Annotated in this window: 14 protein-coding genes; 12 read left to right on the forward strand and 2 right to left on the reverse strand. The window is 70.8% G+C overall.

Annotated features, from left to right (window positions below; all coding sequences use genetic code 11):
* The first annotated feature begins 330 nt into the window (after nt 1–330).
* The 6 genes from N4G63_RS26865 (at nt 331) to N4G63_RS26890 (ending at nt 7,290) form a co-directional block, all read left to right on the forward strand.
* On the forward strand, nt 331–1,317 hold the full coding sequence (locus tag N4G63_RS26865) for a ThuA domain-containing protein (protein ID WP_314600408.1): 987 nt from the start codon (nt 331–333) through the stop codon (nt 1,315–1,317).
* A 20-nt stretch (nt 1,318–1,337) separates the two neighbouring features.
* Complete coding sequence (locus tag N4G63_RS26870; RefSeq protein ID WP_314600409.1) at nt 1,338–1,904, forward strand: PEP-CTERM sorting domain-containing protein; 567 nt, start codon at nt 1,338–1,340, stop codon at nt 1,902–1,904.
* Nucleotides 1,905–2,075: 171 nt separating this feature from the next.
* Nucleotides 2,076–4,157 (forward strand): outer membrane protein assembly factor BamB family protein, encoded by a 2,082-nt coding sequence (locus tag N4G63_RS26875; RefSeq protein ID WP_314600410.1) that lies wholly within the window; start codon nt 2,076–2,078, stop codon nt 4,155–4,157.
* Between the two features lie 41 nt (nt 4,158–4,198).
* Nucleotides 4,199–5,047 (forward strand): PEP-CTERM sorting domain-containing protein, encoded by an 849-nt coding sequence (locus N4G63_RS26880; RefSeq protein ID WP_260790855.1) that lies wholly within the window; start codon nt 4,199–4,201, stop codon nt 5,045–5,047.
* A 63-nt stretch (nt 5,048–5,110) separates the two neighbouring features.
* The gene (locus N4G63_RS26885; RefSeq protein ID WP_260790864.1) at nt 5,111–5,773 is read left to right on the forward strand and encodes a PEP-CTERM sorting domain-containing protein; all 663 of its coding nucleotides are present in this window, start codon (nt 5,111–5,113) and stop codon (nt 5,771–5,773) included.
* Nucleotides 5,770–7,290, forward strand: coding sequence for an ELWxxDGT repeat protein (locus tag N4G63_RS26890; RefSeq protein WP_314600411.1), 1,521 nt, complete (start codon nt 5,770–5,772; stop codon nt 7,288–7,290). The genes N4G63_RS26885 and N4G63_RS26890 overlap by 4 nt, the downstream gene beginning before the upstream one ends.
* A 29-nt stretch (nt 7,291–7,319) precedes the next feature.
* On the opposite strand, the gene N4G63_RS26895 is transcribed toward N4G63_RS26890, so the two are convergent.
* On the reverse strand, nt 7,320–8,102 hold the full coding sequence (locus N4G63_RS26895) for an IclR family transcriptional regulator (RefSeq protein WP_260790869.1): 783 nt from the start codon (nt 8,100–8,102) through the stop codon (nt 7,320–7,322).
* Between the two features lie 206 nt (nt 8,103–8,308).
* On the opposite strand from N4G63_RS26895, the gene N4G63_RS26900 reads away from it, so the two are divergent.
* The 6 genes from N4G63_RS26900 (at nt 8,309) to N4G63_RS26925 (ending at nt 15,247) form a co-directional block, all read left to right on the forward strand.
* Nucleotides 8,309–9,346, forward strand: coding sequence for a TRAP transporter substrate-binding protein (locus N4G63_RS26900; protein ID WP_260790871.1), 1,038 nt, complete (start codon nt 8,309–8,311; stop codon nt 9,344–9,346).
* Between the two features lie 11 nt (nt 9,347–9,357).
* Nucleotides 9,358–9,801 carry a type II 3-dehydroquinate dehydratase gene (locus tag N4G63_RS26905; RefSeq protein WP_260790914.1) on the forward strand — a complete coding sequence of 148 codons (444 nt, stop codon included), beginning with the start codon at nt 9,358–9,360 and terminating at the stop codon, nt 9,799–9,801.
* Nucleotides 9,798–10,292 carry a TRAP transporter small permease gene (locus tag N4G63_RS26910; protein WP_260790872.1) on the forward strand — a complete coding sequence of 165 codons (495 nt, stop codon included), beginning with the start codon at nt 9,798–9,800 and terminating at the stop codon, nt 10,290–10,292. The genes N4G63_RS26905 and N4G63_RS26910 overlap by 4 nt, the downstream gene beginning before the upstream one ends.
* A 1-nt stretch (nt 10,293) precedes the next feature.
* Nucleotides 10,294–11,574, forward strand: coding sequence for a TRAP transporter large permease subunit (locus N4G63_RS26915; RefSeq protein ID WP_260790875.1), 1,281 nt, complete (start codon nt 10,294–10,296; stop codon nt 11,572–11,574).
* Between the two features lie 670 nt (nt 11,575–12,244).
* Nucleotides 12,245–13,903: a long-chain fatty acid--CoA ligase gene (locus N4G63_RS26920; RefSeq protein WP_314600412.1), complete on the forward strand. Its 1,659-nt coding sequence runs from the start codon at nt 12,245–12,247 to the stop codon at nt 13,901–13,903.
* Between the two features lie 78 nt (nt 13,904–13,981).
* The gene (locus N4G63_RS26925) at nt 13,982–15,247 is read left to right on the forward strand and encodes an ABC transporter substrate-binding protein (RefSeq protein WP_260790879.1); all 1,266 of its coding nucleotides are present in this window, start codon (nt 13,982–13,984) and stop codon (nt 15,245–15,247) included.
* A 56-nt stretch (nt 15,248–15,303) separates the two neighbouring features.
* Here the strand turns inward: N4G63_RS26925 and N4G63_RS26930 are convergent, their stop codons facing one another.
* Nucleotides 15,304–16,782, reverse strand: a complete 1,479-nt coding sequence (locus tag N4G63_RS26930; protein ID WP_260790881.1) for a serine hydrolase — start codon at nt 16,780–16,782, stop codon at nt 15,304–15,306.
* Nucleotides 16,783–16,906: the final 124 nt, after the last annotated feature.

Consider the following 16,906-nt stretch of genomic DNA (forward strand, 5'->3'; position numbering starts at 1 on the left):
GTCGGCCGAACCCCACGCGTTGATCTGGCGAAAGCCGCACCCCCCTGCTGTGAGGGGGTAGGCGCTGAAACCCGGCCTGGCCCGGCGCGGTGCACCTGCGGCCTGACCGCACGAGGCAGCGGCGGGCCGAATACCCGCGGCGCGCGGCACCGGGCCGCGGCGTCCATGCGGGAAAACCAGAATCAATTTGCTAATTGGAAATGTTTTCCGATCGGAATAGGATTCCATCAGGTTTCGCGGCAGCCCCTGCCCTGGCCTGGACCGCGCCCCGTCGCCGGCATGTCGCCGGCCCCAGTGGCGGGGCCCGCACCAACACCGGAGAAGCATTCCATGACCTCGACCCTTGCCCACCGCGGCCTGCGGGCACTGGCCCGCAGCGGCCCCCTGGCCAGCACCGCCCTCGCACTGTTGACCGCCCTGTCAGGCGCCAGCGCCCAGGCCCAGACCGGCGCGGTGAAGAAGATCAACCCGAAGAACATCGACGCCTACTACAACGTCTGCCGCGGCCTCAGCACCGAGTGCTTCAACGACTGGCATGCCTTCGACGCGCTGCCCAACAAGGTGCTGATCTACTCGCGCACCGCGGGCCCGCGCCACGCCAACCTGGGCACGGTCATGGCCGCCGGCCTGAACCCGACCATGGCCGACAACAACGTCATGCAGGCCGGCCTGGTGCGCATGCTGGCCGCCGCCGGCATTGCCGCCGACTGGACCGAGGACGTCACCGTGCTGGCCGGGCGCATCAACAACTACAAGGCGGTGATCTTCGCCAGCAGCAACCGCGACACCCTGTTCAACGCCACCGCCGCCAACAGCAACGACGCGGCGCGCACCGCGCTGCGCAACTACATGCGCCGGGGTGGCGGCTTCGTGGGCCTGCACAACGCCTTCGGGGCCGAATACAACTGGCCCTACTACGAGGGCCTGCTGGGCAACGCCAACTTCTACAACCACGCGCCCAACCGCAACGGCAATGTCGTGATCACCGCGGCCGACCCCTCCACCGCCGGCGTGCCCGGCACCTTCGCGTTCCAGGACGAGTGGTACAACCTCGCGCCCTTCCCCAGCAACGTGAAGTTCCTGGCCAAGGTGGACACCGCCTCGCTGAGCCCGGCCAACGCCGCGCCGCACCCCGGCCACCCCGACTTCCACCCGGTGGCCTGGTGCCAGTACTACGACGGCGGCAAGAGCTGGGTCACCACGCTGGGCCACAACGCGCACTCGTTCAACGGCAGCGGCGTGGGCGCCCAGGCCTTCGAGAAGCTGGTCACGCAGGGCGTGATGTCGGTGATGGGCCTCACGCCCTTCTGCAACTGATGCGCGCCGGAGAGCCGACCATGCGCACACCTCCCCTGCTCGCCAGCCTGCTGCTGGCCGGCGCGGCCCTGGCCGGCCAGGCCCAGGCCGCCGACACCCGTGCGGGCACGCTGGACATCGCCTTCACCAACCTGCCCAGCACCGGCCTGCAGGGCGATGCCGACAACAGCACGCTGACCTACCGCCTGCCGGCGCAGGCCTTCATCACCGGCCTGCGCTGGACGGTGGACGTGCAGGCCTTCGACCCCAGCTGGCTGCAGGAGCTGAGCCTGGCGCTCACCGCCAGCAACGGCGAAGGCGTGCAGTTCAGCCCCGCGCCCGACCAGGCCAGCGCCGGCAGCTGGCAGGGCCAGGGCAGCGTCGACCTGCTCAACAGCGGCCTGGCCTTCCGCCTGGGCGGCGACGGCCGCCTGCAGCTCGAGCTGTACGACGCCGTGGACGACCTGGCCGGCCTGGCCGATGGCCGCTGGCGCAGCGCCACGCTGCAGGTGGCCTACACCGCGGCGGTGCCCGAGCCGACCAGCGCCGCGCTGCTGCTGGCCGGCCTGCTGGGCGTGGCCTCGCTGGGCGCCCGGCGCCGGCGCTGAGCCCACACCGGCGCCGCGCTTTTGCCGGCGCTTTTGCCGGCGCCTTTGCCGGTGCCAGTGCCGGGCCATCGCCGGCCTTCCGCTTCGATCCGAACCCGACTGTCGGGCACGCCCCCGGGCGTGCCCACGGTTCATGCCTGGGCGCCATGCCGCCCACAGGAGTTTTTGACCATGCCATTCACCACGCCGCGGCTGCTGGCCGCCCCCATGCTGGCCGCCCCCTTGCTGGCCGCCCCCTTGCTGGCCCTGGCGCCGCTGGGCCTGCCGCTCAGCGCCACGGCCGCCTCGGCCGACAGCTGCTGCCTGGCCGCCACCACCGACTTTCCCAAGGTCGGCGGCAACCTGGGCAACCAGAACTACAGCGCACTGGCCAAGATCCACAAGGGCAACATCGGCCAGCTCGGCGCGGCCTGGCTCACCAGCCTGGAAGGCGGCGCCAAGTCGGGCAACAACCAGAGCACCGCGGTGGCGGTGAACGGCGTGCTGTTCATCGAGACCGCGCAGGGCCGCGTGCACGCGGTGGACGGCAAGACCGGCGCGGTGAAGTGGAGCTACAACCCCGGCCGCGGCGGCCAGACGCGGCGCGGCGTGGCCGTGGGTGATGGCAAGGTCTACACGCTGACCACCGGCAACTGGGTGATCGCGCTCGACCAGGCCACCGGCCAGGTGGTGTGGGAGCGCCAGCACAACGGCTACGGCAACATCGCCAAGGTGGCCGTGGTCTACCACGACGGCCTGGTGCATGTGGGCACCAATGACGGCAACCGCGGCGCGGCGCTGGCCTTCAACGCCAGCAACGGCGATCTGGTGTGGCACTTCTTCGGCAGCGCCGCGCCGGGCACCATCGGCGGCGACACCTGGGAGGGCGACACCTACCTCACCGGCGGCGCGACACCGTGGATCCATCCGGCCATCGACCCGCAGCTCAACACCGTGTACTGGACCTTCGGCAATGTGCGCGCGGGCTCGTCGCAGAACGGCTCGAGCCGCGGCGGCCAGAACCTGTTCGGCAACTCGCTGGTGGCCATGGACGTGCGCACCGGCACCTACAAGTGGCACTTCCAGTCGGTGCACCACGACATCTGGGACATGGACAACGTGATGGCCCCGGTGCTGGCCGACATCACGGTGCAGGGCCAGGCGCGCAAGGCCGTGGTCTACGGCAGCAAGACCGGCATGCACTACGTGCTCGACCGCGCCACCGGCGTGCCCATCAACCCGGTGGACGAACGCCCGGTACCGCAGGACGCACGCCAGAAGACCTGGCCCACCCAGCCCTATCCGCGCGGCGGCTCCTTCGTGCCCACCTGCCCCACCAGCGACGGCCCCGCCCGCGCGGTGCCCAACTTCAAGCAGGGCTGCCTGTTCACGCCGCACTGGGACGAGCCCATCCTCACCTTCCCCGGCCAGGGCGGCGGCGCCGACTGGAACCACCAGTCGTTCAGCCACACCACCAAGCTGATCTACACCGGCGTGGGCTATGTGGCCGTGGCCCACTCGCTGACCGAGGCCAGCAACGGCCTGCGCCCGCTGGGCACGCCCATGTCGGGCGGCGTGGTGGCCGTCAACCCGGCCACCAACACCGTGGCCTGGCGCAAGGCGCTGCCCTGGTCGGTGGCGCATGGCAACGGCATCCTCAGCACGGCCAGCAACCTGCTGTTCATGGGCCAGCCCGACGGCACCCTGCTGGCGATGGACGCGCTCAACGGCCGCGACCTGTGGAAGTTCCAGACCGGCGCGGCCATCAACGCCAGCCCGATCAGCTACCAGATCGACGGCGAGCAGTACGTCGCGGTGTTTGCCGGCGGCTCGGGCCTGCCCTTTGCCGATGCCCCGCGCGGTGACTACCTGTGGGCCTTCAAGCTGGGCGGCACGGTGGCGGCGCTGCCGGCGCCCAAGCCGCCCGCGCTGCGCCGCGACATCACCGCCGCCGCGGTGGAAGGCAGCGTGGTCAACAACCTCATCACGCTCAACCGCAGCTACAGCAACGGCGTGGTGGGGGCGGTGGAGCTCGACACCACCAATGCCATGGCGCCGCAGCACCTGCGCGTGCCGCTGGGCACCACGGTGACCTTCAGCAACCCGGCCACCAACACCAAGCCGCACTGCGCCACGCAGTTCTTCGAGGGCCTGTTCAACATCGGCCCGCTGGCCCCGGGCCAGGTGCAGGCCTACACCTTCAACCAGCGCGGCGAGTTTTTCTACAACGACTGCACCAGCCCGCGCGCCACCGGCAAGGTGGTCGTGTACTGACGCGGCGCGCGCCGCATCCACCGCACACCCGGAGTTCATCCATGCAAACACGCACCAGCACCACCACCACCGCCGCCTCCATCACCGCCACCACCACGGCGCTTGCCGCGTCCGCCACCGGCCGGCTGGCGGCCGGCCTGGCCACGCTGCTGATCGCCACCACCGCCCCGGCCCTGGCGGCCGACAGCACGGCCAGCCTGCAGGTCACGCAGCTGCAGTTCAGCACCACGCCGGGCCTCACGCTCAGCTGGCTGGACAGCCTGGCGTTCCAGTCGGCCTTTGCCGAATCGCGCGAGGCCGGCGGCCTGGGCGGCAACAGCCTGCAGGAGCCGGCAGCGCTGGCCGCCTGGGCCGACCAGGCGCTCCACACCAGCACCCCGCACGCCGCGGCCAGCGCCGGCCTCACGGCAGCCGGCAGCACCAGCCTGGCAGCCAGCGCCACACGCTTCACCGTGCAGCCGCTGCTCTCGCAGCCGCACACCGGCCAGGCCTGGGCGCAGCAGGCGGCGGGTTTCACGCTGTCGGGCGCCGGCCAGGTGACGATCACGGTCGACTACAGCCTCAGCGTGGCCGCGCCGCTGGCCGACGACGGCCACACCTGGGCCCTGGCGGCCTTGACGCTGAACGCCGGCAACCTGGACACCGGCCTGACCCTGACCGAGGAGCGCAGCCTCGGCTCGGCCACGCTGCCGGGCGGCAGCGGGCAGAGCAGCGGCCGCATCAGCTTCGTCATCGACCTCGAGAACCCGCAGCAGGCCGGCTGGTTTGACCTGCGCGGCAATGTCGATGTGTCGGCCGCCGCGGCCGTGCCCGAGCCGCAGACCTGGGCGCTGTTTGCGCTGGGCCTGGGCACGCTGCTGCTGGCCGCGCGCCGCCGCCAGCGCGGCTGATCCCGCGCCCCGCCCTTTCTCTATCCCTCTCTCTCCGCACCGCCCAAGCAACCTGCCCCTGCCATGAAATCCTTGTTCAAACCCCTGCTTGCCGCCACGGTGGCCCTGTGCACGCTGGCGGCCGTGCCGGCCCACGCCCAAACCCTGGAGGTGGGCGGCCTCAGCCTCGAAGCACGCGGCTTTGCCGATGCCCTGATCTCCAGCCAGGGCGTGTTCGAGACCAATGCCGGCTCGGCCGCCCAGGCCCTCACCGATGCCAGCCTGGCCACCTGGGTGCGCAGCAGCACACCCGGCGCCAGCATCGTGCTGGCCTTCACCGACAACCGCGTGCTCAACGGCAGCGGCGACGACATCGCGCTGTTCGAGGTGGGCCACGAGGCCTACGAATACTCGCAGGAGGGTTTCGACAGCCTGTGGGTCACGATCAACGGCCAGCGCCGGCTGTACTTCACCACCGAGACCACCACCATCGTCGACGACCACAACGTCAACATGACGCGGCTCGACCTCAGCCACTTCGGCGTGGCCGCCGGCGCCACGATCAGCCAGCTGGAGATCGGGCTCGACTACAACACCCGCGACTCGCTGCCGCAGCTGCAGCTGGTGGCCGCCATCCACAGCGTGGCCGCGCCGGTGCCCGAGCCCGGCGCGCTGGCGCTGATGCTGGGCGGGCTGGCCGGCCTGCTGGGCCTGCGCGGCGCGGCGCGGCGCCGGGGCGCACTGTGAGCCTGCACCGGGGCAGCGGGCGGCAGCCGCGGTCGCAGCGCCAGGGCCTGGCCTGGCTGCTGGGTGCGCTGGCCCTGGCCAGCCTGGCCGCCGGCTGGGCGCCCGAGGCCGGCGCGCAGTGGCGCCCGCCGCGGGCGCGGCCGGTGTCGGTGCCGGTCAATCTGCTGGCCCTGGACGAGCAGCTGCTGCTGGCCATGGACGACGGCCCGCACGGCCAGGAGCTGTGGACGCTGGACCCCGCCGACCTGCAGCCGCGGCTGCTGGCCGACATCCGCCCCGGCGAGCTGGGCAGCCACCCGTCGCAACCGGTGCGCTTTGGCCGCCAGGCCTGCTTTGCCGCCAACGACGGCCGCAGCGGCTTCGAGCTGTGGTGCAGCGACGGCAGCACCGCCGGCACCCGCCGCGTGGCCGACATCCGCCCCGGGCCCGACGACAGCGTGCCCAGCGCACTCACCCCGCTGGGCGAGCAGCTGCTGCTGGTGGCCGACGATGGCCGCCACGGCTTCGAGCTGTGGATCAGCAATGGCCGCGACGCCGCCGGCACCCGGCTGCTGCGCGACCTGAACCCCGGCGCCGGCGGCAGCAACCCGCGCGAGCTGCTGCGCCTGGGCGACCGCGTGTTCTTCGTGGCCGACGATGGCCGCCATGGCGCCGAACTGTGGGTCAGCGACGGCACGCCCGCCGGCACCCGGCTGGTGAAGGACCTGCGCCCCGGCCCCGGCGGCGCCATGCCGGCCCGCCTGACCGCCGTGGGCGAGCGCCTGTTTTTCGTGGCCGACGACGGCCGCCATGGCCCCGAGCTGTGGACCAGCGACGGCAGCGCCCGCGGCACGCGCCTGGTGCGCGACATCCAGCCCGGTGCAGCCGGGGCCCGGCCGGCCGCACTGGCCGCCTGGAACGGCCGCCTGTTTTTTGCCGCCGACGATGGCCGCCACGGCATCGAGTTATGGGCCAGCGATGGCACGGCCGCCGGCACCCGCCTGCTGCGCGACCTGAACCCCGGCCCGGGCCACGGCCTGCCGGCGCACCTGACCGCCACCCCCGGCGCGCTGTTTTTTGCCGCCAGCGATGGCGCCGGCCCGGTGCAGCTGTGGCGCAGCGATGGCAGCGCCGCCGGCACCCGCCCCGCCCCGCAGGCCATGGCGCCCGAGCTGGCGCGCGCCGCCCGCGCCGCGCGCCAGGTGCCGGGCGAAGAAGCCCCGCGCCAGGCCGTGCCCGGCGGCGAGGTGCCCAACCGCCTGGCCGCCGATGGCCCGCGCCTGCTGTATGCCGCCCTCGACGCCGAGCACGGCTACGAGCTGTGGACCTCGGACGGCAGCGCCGCCGGCACGCGCCTGCTGGCCGATCTGGCGCCCGGCCCGGCCGACAGCTACCCGCACCAGTTCACCCGGCTGGGCCTACGGCTGTTTTTTGCGGCTGACGATGCCCAGGGCATCACCTCGCTGTGGTGCGAGCAGGCCGATGGCCGCATCCAGCCGGTGCCGCTGCCCAGGCCGCTGGCCGGCAAGGCCCCCTGAGCCCCGGGCAAGGGCCCGGGCGGGCCGGCTCAGGCAGCGCGCTTGAACAGCGCCGAGGCGCTGCTGGCCTGGCCCACCTGCGCGGCGGTGTCCACCAGCGTGGGGCCCAGCGCCAGCATGCGTTCTTCGGTCAGGCGGATCAGCGGCCCGGCGATGGTGACCACGCCGATGACCTGGCCGCGCGGATCGCGCACCGTGGCGGCCATGGCCGTCATGGCCGGCGCAAACACCTCGCTGATCACCGAGAAGCCGCGCACGCGTGCCAGCTTCAGGTGCGTGAGCAGGGCCTTCACCGTGGTGGGCGCCTTGGGGCCGAACTGCTCGGGCTGGCCGAAGCCCTGGCGCGCCACGCGCTGCAGCGCGTCTTCGTCGCTCATCGTGGCCAGCCAGGCATGACCGGCGGCACTGCACGAGAGCTGCACCGACAGCCCCATGTCGGGGTCGTAGCGCAGGCCGCTGCGCGCGCCCTGGGCCTTGGCCACGAAGGTCAGCGCATCGCCGTCCACCACCGCCAGGCGCACCAGCTCGCCGGCCTGCACGGCCAGCTGGTCGAGCAGCGGCTGGGCAATGTCGGTGATGCCGGTTCTGCTGAGAAAGCTCAACCCCATGGCCACCAGCTTGATGGTGAGCACGTAGTCGCCATGGCTCTGGTCCTGGCGCACATAGCCCAGGCGGATCAGCTCGGCCAGCAGCCGGTGGGTGGCGCTGAGCGGCAGGCCCAGGCCGGTGGCGATGGACGACAGCGAGCAGCCGCCGGGGTGGGCCGCCAGGTGTTCCAGCACATTGAAGCTGCGTTCGGTTTGTCCGCTCATCGCTGCGTCTCCTTGCCCGCCATCGGGCCATCGGCGAATGCCGGCCAGTGTACCGAATCGGAAGAAAGAAATTACCGATTGGAAAACATTTCCAGTTCGGCTAGAGTGCTTCACCACAGCGCAGAACGCAGCGGCCAGGGCCCGCAACCCAGCAGCCAGGTGACGCGTGCTGCGCACACCCCCAACCCTTCGTCAGGAGACATGCCATGAACCGATCGATCCTGCGCCGCACGGCGCTGCGCCTGGCCACGCTGGCCACCCTTGGCGCGGGCCTGGCGCTGGCCGCCAGCCTGCCCGCCCGGGCCCAGGCCACACCCGAGCGCACCATCCGCTTCGGCCACCTGAACAACGCCGACCACCCGGTGAGCTTTGGCGTCAAGCGCTTTGCCGAGCTGCTGGCCAGCAAGAGCGGCGGCCGCATGAAGGTGCAGGAGTTCCCGTCCTCGCAGCTGGGCAACGAGATGCAGCAGCAGTCGGCGCTGCAGGGCGGCGTGCAGCAGATGTCGGCACCGGCCACCACCTCGCTGGCCGGCATCGTCAAGGAGTTCGGGCTGATCGACTTTCCGTTCTCGGTGGCCAGCTTCGCGCAGGCCGACGCGCTGCTCGACGGCCCCTTCGGCCAGGCCCTGCTGGCCCGCCTGCCCGAGAAGGGCCTGGTGGCGCTGGGCTACTGGGACCTGGGCTTTCGCAATGTCACCAACAGCCGCCGCGCGATCACCCGGCCCGAGGATCTGGAGGGCCTGAAGCTGCGCGTGATCCCCAACCCGGTGTTCATCGAGACCTTCAAGGCCTTCAAGGCCAACCCGGTGCCGATGCCCTTTGCCGAGCTGTATGGCGCGCTCGAGAGCAAGGCCGTGGATGGCCAGGAGAACCCGTTTGCGGTGATCGCCTCGAACAAGTTCTTCGAGGTGCAAAAGCATGTCAGCGCCACCAACCACGTGTATGCCGCCAACATCGTGCTGGTGAGCAAGAAGTTCTGGGACCAGCTCACGCCGGCCGAGCAGAAGTGGATGCACGAGGCCGCTGACGAGACCCGCGCCTACCAGCGCCAGGTGAGCCGCGCCGCCGCGCAGAAGGCAGTGGGCGAGCTGCAGGCCAAGGGCATGCAGTACAACGAGCTGAGCCCGGCCGAGCAGGCACGCATGCGCGCCATCGCCAAGCCGGTGACCGAGAAGTTCGCCGCCAGCTACGACCCGGTGCTGGTCAAGCTCTACAACGACGAACTGGCCAAGGTGCAGAAGTGAGCACCGCACGCCTGAACATCCTGGTGCTGCACGGCCCCAACCTCAACCTGTTTGGCCGCCGCGAGCCGCACATCTACGGCCACACCACGCTGGCCCAGATCAACGAGCGCCTGGGCGCCCTGGCCGAGACGCTGGGCGTGCAGCTCACCACGCTGCAGAGCAACCACGAGGGTGCGCTGATCGACTGCCTGCACCAGCACATCGACAGCGCCCACGGCGCGCTGATCAACCCGGCCGGCCTCACCCAGCACGGCGTGCCGCTGCACGATGCGATCAAGGCCATGCCCTTTCCGTGCCTGGAGGTGCACATGAGCAACATCGCCGCGCGCGAGGCCTGGCGCGCCCATTCCATCATCTCGCCGGCGGTGCGCGCCACCGTGCAGGGCCTGGGCGTGCACAGCTACCTGGCGGCGCTGGTGGGCCTGACGGGGCTGCTGCGCGAGACCCCGGCATGAACCGGGCAGTGCGTGCGCTCGACCTGCTGGGCGCCGCCTGCCTGGCCGTGATGGTGTTGCTGGTGGCCGGCAACGTGCTGCTGCGCTATGTGTTCAACAGCGGCATCACGGTCAGCGAGGAGCTGGCGCGCTGGCTGTTCGTGTGGCTGACCTTTCTGGGCGCCATTGCGGCGCTGGCCCAGGACGCGCACATGGGCAGCGACATGCTGCTCGACCGCCTGGGCCCGCGCGGCCGGCGCGCACTGCAGCTGGCCGCCACGCTGCTGATGCTGGGCACCAGCGTGCTGCTGCTGCAGGGCGCCTGGCAGCAAACCCGCATCAACTGGGACGTGCAGGCCCCGGTGAGCGGTGCCTCTGTCGGCTGGTTCTATGCCAGCGGCGTGGTGTTCGGCGTGGGTGCCATCGCCTGCCTGCTGCGCCGGCTGTGGCGCCTGTTGCGCGATCAGCCCGTGGGTCTGCCGCCCGGCGCGGCGATGCTCAAGGACGTGTGAGATGACTGTGTTGGTGTTTTTGGCGTCGCTGCTGGGCGCCATGGCGCTGGGCATGCCCATTGCCTTTGCGCTGCTGGTGTCGGGTGTGGCGCTGATGTGGCACCTCGACCTGTTCGAGGCGCAGATCCTGGCCCAGAACGTGATCAATGGCGCCGACAGCTTTCCGCTGCTGGCCGTGCCGTTTTTCATGCTGGCCGGCGAGATCATGAACGTGGGGGGCCTCAGCCGCCGCATCGTGGCGCTGGCGCTCACGCTGGTGGGCCACAAGCGCGGCGGCCTGGGCTTTGTGACCATCGTCGCGGCCTGCCTGATGGCCGCGCTGTCGGGCTCGGCCGTGGCCGACACCGCCGCACTGGCCGCCCTGCTGCTGCCGATGATGGTGGCCGCCGGGCACGACCGCGCGCGCTCGGGCGGGCTCATCGCCTCGGCCGGCATCATTGCGCCGATCATTCCGCCGTCGATCGGCTTCGTGATCTTCGGCGTGACCGCCAATGTCTCGATCAGCAAGCTGTTCATGGCCGGCATCGTGCCGGGGCTGCTGATGGGCGTGGCCATCGCCATCGCCTGGTGGTGGGTGGCCCGCGGCGAGGCCGTGACGCCGCCGCCCCGCGCCGACGCCGCCGCGCGCTGGCTGGCCCTGCGTGAATCGGCCTGGGCGCTGTTCTTGCCGGTGATCGTGCTGGTGGGGCTGAAGATGGGCGTATTCACGCCCACCGAGGCCGCCGTGGTGGCCGCGGTGTACGCGCTGTTCGTGGCCGTGTTCGTCTACCGCGAGCTCAAGCCCGCGCAGCTGATCGAGGTGTTCGTGGCCTCGGCGCGCACCACGGCGGTGATCATGTTCCTGGTGGCCGCGGCCATGGTCAGCGCCTGGCTGATCACCGTGGCGCAGATCCCGGCGCAGATGATCGAGCTGCTGCAGCCCTTCATGGGCCACCCCACGCTGCTGCTGCTGGCCATCATGCTGCTGGTGATTGCCGTGGGCACGGCGATGGACATGACGCCCACCATCCTGATCATGACCCCGGTGCTGATGCCGGTGGTCAAGGCCGCCGGCATCGACCCGGTGTACTTCGGCGTGCTGTTCATGATCAACAACGCCATCGGCCTGATCACCCCGCCAGTGGGCACCGTGCTCAACGTGGTGGCCGGCGTGGGCCGCATGAAGATGGACGAGGTGACCCGCGGCGTGCTGCCCTTCATGACCGCGCAGTTCGTGGTGCTGTTTCTGCTGGTGCTGTTTCCGGCGCTGGTGATGGTGCCGGCGAGGTGGCTGGCGCAGTGAACGCCCGGGCGTCAGAGGCCGCGGCGTGAAGCTGCGCCACTTGGCATGTGGTGATGCGCATGACCTGGATCGCCTCGCTCCAGACCCTGGCCGAGCCCTCGTCGCCACTGAGGTAGCGGGTACTTCGCCACTCGCCAGGCCCGAAGCCCCGGAACGCCGCGCAGCTTGGCTAGTCCAGTGAAACGGAGAAATCGGATGTGCGCAGGGGTTTGGCAGGGCAGGCGACAAGGCGCGGCCCGCAGCCCAGGCTGAACGCCTGGGCAAGGGTTGCAACACCGGCGCATGCCCTGCCAGACCCCTGCCCGCAGGGTGGGCACCTGTCAGGGGCGCCCTCGTCGTTGCCGGTGCTCGCCGGGTGACCAACCCGGCTGCGCCCGGCGCCTAGATGGCGCCCCTGACAGGTACCCACGCACATCCGATTTCTCCGTTTCACTGGACTAGTGTCGGTGAGCCGACGCCAGGTTCGCGTTCGATCTGGTCAGGCGCGGCGTTGCAGGCGTTGGTGGCGTTGGTGGCGTTGGTGGCGTTGGCCAGCTTCACCGCCCCGCGGGTGCCAGCCTCTTGGCGGTGATACCTGACACCAAGGCGACACGCCGCCCCAGGGCAAGCCCGGTGGCCGCTGCGGCGGGGCGGCCGCAAGATGCGGCGGTCGCGCTTTGGAGCTCTTGCCATGCCCCCGCCCGTGCTGCCCGGCCTGATCATGGACAAGCCGCTGATGATCTCGTCGATCATCGAGCACGCGGCGCGGTACCACACCCACACCGAGATCGTGGCGCGCACCATCGGCGGCGGGCTGCACCGCTACACCTATGGCCAGGCGCACGCGCGCATGCGCCAGCTGGCGAACGCCATCACCCGCCTGGGCATGCGCATGGGCGACCGCGTGGGCGCACTGGCCTGGAACACGCACCAGCAGTTCGAGATGTTCTACGGCGTGTCGGGCACCGGCGCGGTGCTGCACACGGTGAACCCGCGCCTGCACCTCGAGCAGATCGTCTACATCATCAACCACGCCGAAGACCGCCTGCTGTTCGTGGATGCGGTCACCCTGCCCATCCTCGAGAAGATCGCACCGCAGCTCGGCACGGTGGAAGCCTTCGTGTTGATGGACCACCGCGCCGCCATGCCGGCCAGCCACACCCTGCCCAGGCCCTTGCTGTGCTACGAAGACCTGCTGGCCGCTGAACCTGACGATTACGTGTGGCCCGAGTTCGACGAGCGCAGCGCCTCCACGCTGTGCTACACCTCGGGCACCACGGGCAACCCCAAGGGCGTGCTGTATTCGCACCGCTCGGCCCTGCTGGTGGCCATGATGTTCGGCCCGCTGGTGGGCCTGCGCAGCCAGAACGGCGAGCTGCCGGTGCTGATGCCGATGGCGCCGATGTTCCACGGCAATGCCTGGCAGTTTCCGTATCTGGCGCCGATGCATGGCGCCAAGCTGGTGCTGCCCGGTCGCAACTACGAGCCCGACAAGCTTTACGAGCTGCTCGAAGGCGAGCGCGTCACGCTCACCTGCGGCGTGCCCACCTTCTGGCTCATCTTGCTGGATTGGCTGCAGCGCAGCGGCAAGCGCTTTTCCACGCTGCGCTACACGCTGTCCAGCGGCTCGGCCGTGCCGCGCTCGCTGATGGAGGCGCTGGAGCGCGACTACGGCGTCGAGATCCTGCAGGCCTGGGGCATGACCGAGGCGCTGGGCGGCAGCTCGGTGCTGATGGCGCCCAGCGCCGAGCCGCGCAGCTTTGACGAACGCGTGGACGCGCGCATGAGCTCGGGCCGCGCCGCCTGCGGCGTGCGCTACCGCCTGGTGGACGACGACGGCCACGAGCTGCCGCAGGACGGCCACACCGTGGGCCACTTCCGGGTGCAGGCGCCGTGGGTCAGCTCGGCCTACTTCAAGAACGAGGGCGGCAGCGCGCTGGACGAAGACGGCTGGCTCAAGACCGGTGATCTGGCCAGCATCGCGCCCGATGGCCGAATCCAGCTGACCGACCGCTCGAAGGACGTGATCAAGAGCGGTGGCGAGTGGATCAGCTCGATCGCGCTCGAGAACGTGGCCGTGGGCCACCCCGAGGTTCTGCAGGCCGCGGTGATTGCCGTGGCCCACCCCAAATGGCAGGAGCGCCCGCTGCTGGTGGCCGTACGCAAGCCCGGCAGCACGCTGCAGGGTGGCGCACTGATCGACTACATGCGCGGCCAGGTGGCCGACTGGTGGCTGCCCGACGACGTGGCCTTCGTCGACGCCATGCCCATGACCGGCACGGGCAAGGTGCACAAGCTCACGCTGCGCCAGCAGTTCGCCAAGCATGTCTTGCCGGGCCTGGCCGGCTGATCCGCGACCAGCAGACCAGCGCACAACCAGACGACCCGACAACCAGACAAGCCGACACCCAAACAACAGGAGACCCGCATGCCCGACCTTGACGCCCACGACGCGATCCCGTCCACCCTGCAGCGCCGCCACCTGCTCGGCGCCGCGGCCGCGCAGCTGCTGGCCGGCTCGGCCGGCGGCCTGCTGCTGCCCGGCAGTGCCCACGCCCAGGCCCACCCCGGCGTCACGGCCAGCGAGATCCGCATCGGCAACACCACCTCCCTCTCCGGCCCAGTGTCGGCGCTGGGCACCATCGCCCGCGCGCAGGCGGCCTACTTCAAGATGGTGAATGACCAGGGTGGCGTGGCCGGCCGCAAGATCAGCTTCATCTTCTACGACGACGGCTTCAACCCGGCCAAGACCGCCGAGATGGCGCGCAAGCTGATCGAGCAGGACGAGGTGGCCCTGCTGTTCGGCAACCTGGGCACCGGGCCCAACTCGGCCATCGTGCGCTATGTCAACCAGCTGGGCGTGCCGCACCTGTTCTTGTCGGTCAACGGCGACAAGTGGACGGACTACAAGTCCAACCCCTGGTCGATGCCCTTCGCGCCCAGCGGCCGGGTGGAATGCCAGGTGGCCATCAAACACACGCTGCAGGGCAAGCCCGATGCGAAGTTCGCCATCGTCTACCAGAACGACGACTTCGGCCGCGACTACATCGCCGGTGCCAAGGACGTGCTGGGTGCGCGTTATGACGCCCAGGTCAAGGCCCTGAGCTACGAGGTGACCGACCCCACGCTCGACTCGGTGCTGGTGCAGTTGCTCAGCAGCCCGGTGGATGCGCTGATCTCGGGCGTGACGGGCAAGTTCGGCGCCATTTCCATCCGCAAGGCCAGCGACATGGGCTTCAAGGGCGCGCACTACATCGCCACAGGTGTGTCGTCGATCCAGGGCGTCTTGATTCCGGCCGGCGCCGAGCGCGCCACCGGCGTGCTGAGCACCGTGTACGCCAAGGACCCCAGCGACCCCGGCATGGCCGACGACCCCGGCATCAAGGCCTACCGCGCCTTCATGGCGCGCTGGTACCCCGAGGGCAACCCCGATGAATCGTTCAACAGCTACGGCTACATGACCGCGATGGTGATGACCCGCGTGCTGCAGCAGTGCAACGGCGACTTCAGCCGCCGCAACATCATGGCCCAGGCCAACAACCTGAAGGACCTGGAGAACCCCATCCTGCTGCCCGGCATCAAGATCAACACCAGCCCCAGCGACCACCGGCCGCTGGAGCAGATGCAGCTGCAGCGCTTCGACGGCAAGCGCTGGGTGCGCTTCGGGCCGGTGTTCGAGGGCTCGGCGGTGTAGTGGCCGGCGGCGCCAAGGCGCGCATCCAGGCGCGAAACCGTGCGCTCAGCAGGCGCTTACAGGTCGCCGATGGCCGCCACCAGGCGCTTCCACAGCTCATCGCCCTGGGCACCGTTGGTGAGGATGACCAGGCCGCTGCCGCGGCTGGGCGAAAACTGCGAGAAGCTGCGAAAGCCGGTGCTGTTGGCACCGCTGTGGTGGGCGATGTCGCCCTGCGCCGTGCGGTTGAGGGCCCAGCCCAGGCCCCAGTACACCGCCTGGCCCTGGGCGGCGCCGGGGCGCTCGATCGGCTCGCGGGCCTCCACCACCACCTGGGGCCGCAGCATCTCCTGCGCCGCCGCCTGTGACAGCAGGGCCGGTTCACCCTGCGCGGCCTTCATCACCTCCACCAGCAGGCGGGCGTAGTCGTCCACCGTGGTGTACAGGGTGTAGGCGGCGTTGGGGTGCAGGTAGCGCGATGGCGGCCGCGGCCTGCCGTCGTCACCATGCCCGGTGGCCTGCCGGGCACCGATCTGCGGTGTCCAGCCAAAGTCGCTGTGCTGCAGGCCCAGCGGCCCGAACAAACGCTGGTGCGCCAGGCGCTCGAGCGGCAAGCCGCTGATCCACTCGATGCGCCGCTGCAGGTAGAAGCTGCCCTCGCCCGAATAGCCAAACTTCGCGCCGGGCTGAAACAGCAGCGGCAGCGGGCCTTCGATCTCTTCGCCGCCCGAGCGCCAGTTGGGGTAGCCCGAGGTGTGCGCCAGCAGCATGCGCGCCGTCACCCGCTGCTTCTCGGGCTGATCGGGCACCAGCAGCTCGGGGCCATAGGCCACCACCGGCCGGTCGAGATCCAGCTGCCCGCGGTCGACCAGCTGCATGGCCAGCATGGCCATGACGGGCTTGCTCATCGACGCGGCCTCGAACACGGTGTCGGGCGTCACCGCCTCGCCCGCAGCCGCGCTGCGCCGGCCATAGCCGCCAGACCAGACCAGCCGCCGATCGCGGATCAGCGCCACGGCCGCCCCGGGCACCTGGTGCTGCACCAGCAGTGCCGGCAGCAGCGCATCGAGCGTGGCCACCAGCCTGTGATGCTGCAGCTGCTGGGCGCGCTGCCCGGGTGCCAGCCGCTCCAGGGCCCAGGTGGCGCTGCGGCGCACGGCCTCGTCGTGGTCGCTCAGGCAGCGGGTCAGGGGCTGAAGGGCGGCCTGGGCCACGCCGTCCAGGCCGGCCAGGCCACCCAGCGTGCGGGCCGCCACCTGGCGCACCAAGGCACTGCTGTCTGACAACAGGCCCACCAGCTCGGGCAAGGCCGCCTGCGCCGGCGCGCCCATGCGGCCCAGCGCGATGGCGGCCGCGCCGCGCCGCTCGGCCTGGTCGCTGCCCAGGCTGCGGGTCAGGGCCGGCACGGCCGCGGCACCGATGCGGCCCAGGGCCACGGCCGCCGCGCCGCGCCGGTAGGGATCGGCATCGCCCAGGGCCTGCGCCAGATCGGCCAGCTCATCGGCTGGCGCCGCGTGCAGCGCCGGCCCGCCGGCCGTGAGCAGAAGAACGGCCAACAGGCATCGAAGAAGAGTCATGGATCACCGCCTGCGCCCAGTTTAGGCGGCGGCAGGCCGGCCGCTGCGGGTGCAGCGCCCGGGGTGCGGGGTGCGGGGTGCGGGGTGCGGGGTGCGGGGTGCA

This window comes from Aquabacterium sp. OR-4 (assembly GCF_025290835.2).
Lineage (GTDB): Bacteria > Pseudomonadota > Gammaproteobacteria > Burkholderiales > Burkholderiaceae_C > Pseudaquabacterium.

What these genes read in the sequence shown, in the direction of transcription:
- N4G63_RS26865 (WP_314600408.1), top strand. Translation starts at nt 331, where the DNA reads ATGACCTCGACCCTTGCCCACCGCGGCCTGCGGGCACTGGCCCGCAGC.
- N4G63_RS26870 (WP_314600409.1), top strand. Translation starts at nt 1,338, where the DNA reads ATGCGCACACCTCCCCTGCTCGCCAGCCTGCTGCTGGCCGGCGCGGCC.
- N4G63_RS26875 (WP_314600410.1), top strand. Translation starts at nt 2,076, where the DNA reads ATGCCATTCACCACGCCGCGGCTGCTGGCCGCCCCCATGCTGGCCGCC.
- N4G63_RS26880 (WP_260790855.1), top strand. Translation starts at nt 4,199, where the DNA reads ATGCAAACACGCACCAGCACCACCACCACCGCCGCCTCCATCACCGCC.
- N4G63_RS26885 (WP_260790864.1), top strand. Translation starts at nt 5,111, where the DNA reads ATGAAATCCTTGTTCAAACCCCTGCTTGCCGCCACGGTGGCCCTGTGC.
- N4G63_RS26895 (WP_260790869.1), bottom strand. Translation starts at nt 8,102, where the DNA reads ATGAGCGGACAAACCGAACGCAGCTTCAATGTGCTGGAACACCTGGCG.
- N4G63_RS26900 (WP_260790871.1), top strand. Translation starts at nt 8,309, where the DNA reads ATGAACCGATCGATCCTGCGCCGCACGGCGCTGCGCCTGGCCACGCTG.
- N4G63_RS26910 (WP_260790872.1), top strand. Translation starts at nt 9,798, where the DNA reads ATGAACCGGGCAGTGCGTGCGCTCGACCTGCTGGGCGCCGCCTGCCTG.
- N4G63_RS26915 (WP_260790875.1), top strand. Translation starts at nt 10,294, where the DNA reads ATGACTGTGTTGGTGTTTTTGGCGTCGCTGCTGGGCGCCATGGCGCTG.
- N4G63_RS26920 (WP_314600412.1), top strand. Translation starts at nt 12,245, where the DNA reads ATGCCCCCGCCCGTGCTGCCCGGCCTGATCATGGACAAGCCGCTGATG.
- N4G63_RS26925 (WP_260790879.1), top strand. Translation starts at nt 13,982, where the DNA reads ATGCCCGACCTTGACGCCCACGACGCGATCCCGTCCACCCTGCAGCGC.